Genomic DNA, 2894 nt, shown 5'->3' with positions numbered 1-2894 from the left:
TTGTAGCGTATTTCAGCCTTTTTTATGCCTTTTACAACATCCATAAAATACTTTGATTTAATTTTTAGTTCGTGTGTTGTCATTATTGTTTCCTTTAGACATTAGTTATCGCACGCTAAATAATCAGCGCAGATATTTAATAATTAATAGAATAGGGTGGTTGAAATAAAGCGCGTAAGAGAAACCGCCGAAGCGGTTATATTATTTTGTGTCAATAAACGGCAATGCTGAATTCGGCAATACAGTAGCGGGCAGTTTACCATCCCATTTTTCTGCTTTTGTTAATTCAACTAGCGCAGAGTTAGCTTGTAACGCTTTTGTTTTAGCTGTGATTGCTTTTGCTTCCGCCTCACCTCTTAGAATTACAGCTTCAGCTTCGGCTTTCGCTTGCGCTAACGTACTGTCAGCGACAGCCTGCGCTTTTGTAACCGCTATTTCTGCTGTGATTTTTTCTTTCTCTAAATTTTGTTTTTGAGTTTGAACTTCAACTTCCGCTTTCATTCTATCTTCAACAGATTGTTCATAAGCTCTTGAAAAATCAATGTCTTCAATTTGCACAGACTCAACAATAATTGGGTAATTTTCTAGTGATTGTTTAATCGCGTCATTAACGTCTTTTGTTAGCTGTGCACGTTTTTGAACAGCTTCAATAGCACTATAATGCCCGAATACGTTTTCAATCTGATTCGGTACTTGTCGCTCAATTGTATTTGAAGCTAAACCCTCGATATCTCTAAAATTCAGATAAACATTTTCTGCTTCTCCTGCCGGTACTTTATATGTAACAGATGCCCGAATTTTCGCTGGTTGCTGGTCCTTGCTATATGTTGATAATTCATTGAATGAACGATTTTGAGTGCGAGTGCTAATATACTTAACAGAATCGATAAACGGTAATTTAAAATATAAACCAGCATCATTTGTGCGAGTTATAGCGCCATTTCTTAATTGAACCGCTCGCTCGCCTGCGTCCACCGTATACCAGCCGGCTATTGCGATATATAATCCAACAACGATAGCTATCGCGATAAACACAATTTTTAATATAGACATCTCAGTAGTGCGTTTCTCTTTCATTTTTACCTCACTTTTTATATAGTTGCATAAGAATTAATAGAATCATAATAAGTAGCGCAATAGCTACACCCATCATAAATTGCATAGTATTCACCAATAAAAAAACGCTACATGAGCGGTTTATTTAACTAATTGATTAGAATGGGATATTGTCATCAAATGTATCTTGCTGAGCCTGAGCCGGTGTTTGCTCAGATGATTGTTCTGACTGATTACCGCTTTTATCGAACGTTAACGCTTCAAAATCATCAACTATAAAATAAATAGCTGTTTTGTTGTTGCCGTATTGGTCTTGCCATTTATCTGTTTTATAGCGAGCTGTAACACGAATAAAAGCACCTTTGCCTTTATCTCGCACTTTCTCAGCAATCTTACCGAACGCTCGTAAGTTAGCCCAGTCTGTGACGTTTTCGTAGTTATCACCATTCTTCTTGTAGCTACCGATTGCCATCGTGAAATTAACGATTAACTTGTTATCAGAAGTGTAACGCTCCTCGATTTTCCCAATTCTTCCCGTGAATAGACACTGATTTAAATTATTTGCCATTTTCTTGCTCCAGTTGTTTTAAATTTTCGTCAATTTGATGCTGTATTTTTTCAATTCGTTTTTCTAATCTAAAATTTACAGCTTGCGTTGCGTCGTTTAAACTTGAATGCAATAAATAATCCTTCTTATCAAATCTTGTTTTGTTAAAATAAACAAGATTTTCTGTTATTTTTGTAATTATTAGTTTTTCTGGTTTTAACGCTAGTTGACATGTGTACCAAATAACACCCCCAACTTTTAGCTTCTTCCATTCTTCATCTGTAATCATAATTTACTCCGTTTTTTCAGCCCAATAACATGCTGAATAATAGCCATTATTCGAGCTTTCACAATGCACATAACCTGTAACGCCAAGTTTTTTATTAACAATAGCGATCCTATCTTCACCGTCTATATTGCTTAAATCTGGAAATTCGCAAAACTCCCAATCTGTTAGATCATCTTCAGTTATATCATTTCCGTCATTATCATAAACAGTGATATCAGCCCAGTCACAGCAGTCACCACCACGTTCAAAACCGACTAAATATTTGTTTTTATCATCTATTAAATTGTTGTCTATCCATTGCATATTATTTAACCTCTTTTAACTCAAGCACTGCATCATTTGAATACACAGACTCTTTTATCTCACCCCAACAAATATCAACGAAATCATGATTGTCGTTTTGCAAATAAAAATCCAAGCATTGTTCAGCATAGCTTTTTGCTTCTTCTTCTGTGTTGTGATATTCAAAACCATCGCCGTTGTGGTCATACGTAAAATATTTCATAATTACTCCTTAATACCTATTCCGATCGCTACAAGTTCTTGAAGATAAGAATCAACTAACTCTCTTTCGTAAGCATTTTTATCTTCCGCAGCTTCATATTCAGCTTTATCAACTTCTATTTCTACTTCATCTACATACGTCCAGTGTGTTATGTGTTCATCAATAACAGATTCATCATATTCACCATCTGTGTGCAGTCTGTACACGAAAAAATAATGTTCACGTTCATTATAACCACACACTTGAGTGTAAGGTTCATAAAACGGCTTTTTTATAACGATAATGATATCGTCAGCGTCTGTGCCGCAAGGTTTTTCATCTGGAAATTTACGCCAGTTTAATTTAGTCATTAATCACCTCCGTTAAATCAGTTTCTGGTACTAATTGAATGCTAATAAAATCGCCCATAAGGACAGGAACGTGATACCACGGGCACATAACACCCGATTCATCATATGCATAATAAATATCATTATTTGCGATTTCTGTTCTCATGC

The 2894-nt window shown here is 35.6% G+C and carries 7 protein-coding genes; all 7 read right to left on the bottom strand.

Translation table 11 applies throughout. The annotated features are described in order from the left end of the window. A partial coding sequence (locus tag ACGH6Q_RS12155) for a DUF3850 domain-containing protein (protein WP_411592963.1) occupies positions 1 to 83 on the bottom strand: 83 nt, incomplete at its 3' end. Between the two features lie 118 nt (positions 84 to 201). Beyond that, positions 202 to 1077 (bottom strand): SPFH domain-containing protein, encoded by an 876-nt coding sequence (locus ACGH6Q_RS12150; protein WP_411592971.1) that lies wholly within the window; start codon positions 1075 to 1077, stop codon positions 202 to 204. A 136-nt stretch (positions 1078 to 1213) separates the two neighbouring features. Next, positions 1214 to 1624: a single-stranded DNA-binding protein gene (locus ACGH6Q_RS12145; RefSeq protein ID WP_411592970.1), complete on the bottom strand. Its 411-nt coding sequence runs from the start codon at positions 1622 to 1624 to the stop codon at positions 1214 to 1216. Continuing rightward, positions 1614 to 1892: a hypothetical protein gene (locus tag ACGH6Q_RS12140; protein ID WP_411592969.1), complete on the bottom strand. Its 279-nt coding sequence runs from the start codon at positions 1890 to 1892 to the stop codon at positions 1614 to 1616. The genes ACGH6Q_RS12145 and ACGH6Q_RS12140 overlap by 11 nt, the downstream gene beginning before the upstream one ends. A 3-nt stretch (positions 1893 to 1895) precedes the next feature. After that, positions 1896 to 2195, bottom strand: coding sequence for a hypothetical protein (locus ACGH6Q_RS12135; protein WP_065589196.1), 300 nt, complete (start codon positions 2193 to 2195; stop codon positions 1896 to 1898). 1 nt (position 2196) lies between these two features. Next, a complete protein-coding gene (locus ACGH6Q_RS12130) occupies positions 2197 to 2397 on the bottom strand; it encodes a hypothetical protein (protein WP_296318132.1) in 201 nt (66 codons plus the stop codon). A gap of 2 nt (positions 2398 to 2399) precedes the next feature. Next, complete coding sequence (locus ACGH6Q_RS12125; protein ID WP_411592968.1) at positions 2400 to 2747, bottom strand: hypothetical protein; 348 nt, start codon at positions 2745 to 2747, stop codon at positions 2400 to 2402. Positions 2748 to 2894 lie beyond the last annotated feature (147 nt).

Source organism: Gilliamella sp. BG2, assembly GCF_046635645.1.
In the GTDB taxonomy this organism is placed as follows: domain Bacteria; phylum Pseudomonadota; class Gammaproteobacteria; order Enterobacterales; family Orbaceae; genus Gilliamella; species Gilliamella bombi.
The sequence above is the reverse complement of the archived record's forward strand: the minus strand, read 5'-3'. Positions and strand labels throughout refer to the sequence as shown.

Coding starts and splice junctions, on each gene's coding strand:
- ACGH6Q_RS12150 (WP_411592971.1), bottom strand. CDS start 1,077: ATGAAAGAGAAACGCACTACTGAGATGTCTATATTAAAAATTGTGTTT.
- ACGH6Q_RS12145 (WP_411592970.1), bottom strand. CDS start 1,624: ATGGCAAATAATTTAAATCAGTGTCTATTCACGGGAAGAATTGGGAAA.
- ACGH6Q_RS12140 (WP_411592969.1), bottom strand. CDS start 1,892: ATGATTACAGATGAAGAATGGAAGAAGCTAAAAGTTGGGGGTGTTATT.
- ACGH6Q_RS12135 (WP_065589196.1), bottom strand. CDS start 2,195: ATGCAATGGATAGACAACAATTTAATAGATGATAAAAACAAATATTTA.
- ACGH6Q_RS12130 (WP_296318132.1), bottom strand. CDS start 2,397: ATGAAATATTTTACGTATGACCACAACGGCGATGGTTTTGAATATCAC.
- ACGH6Q_RS12125 (WP_411592968.1), bottom strand. CDS start 2,747: ATGACTAAATTAAACTGGCGTAAATTTCCAGATGAAAAACCTTGCGGC.